General features: G+C 70.6%; 1 protein-coding gene. It reads left to right on the top strand.

Translation table 11 applies throughout. The annotated features are described in order from the left end of the window. Window positions 1-255: SdrD B-like domain-containing protein (locus V3390_RS10190; RefSeq protein ID WP_331704363.1), on the top strand; the 255-nt coding region annotated here is incomplete at both ends.

The raw sequence follows: 255 nt of genomic DNA, 5'->3' as shown, positions 1-255 counted from the left end.
CAGCTACGCCGGCGGCATCACCGGTCAGAACTACCGGATCGTCGAAACGCAGCGCAGCGGGCTGGCCGACGGCCAGGAGAATCCGACCAACACCATCGCCATCACCAACCTGCCGGCGAGCGGTTCCAGCGGGAACGACTTCGGCGAGCGCGCCGCGTCGCTGGGCGGCAGCGTGTGGCTGGACGCCAACAACAACGGCGTGCGCGAGGCGGGCGAGAACGGCATCGCCGGGGTCAGCATCTCGCTGCCGGCCGG

This window comes from Aquilutibacter rugosus, assembly GCF_036541335.1.
Classification (GTDB): domain Bacteria; phylum Pseudomonadota; class Gammaproteobacteria; order Xanthomonadales; family Xanthomonadaceae; genus Aquilutibacter; species Aquilutibacter rugosus.
This window is presented reverse-complemented; position numbering and strand designations above follow the sequence as displayed.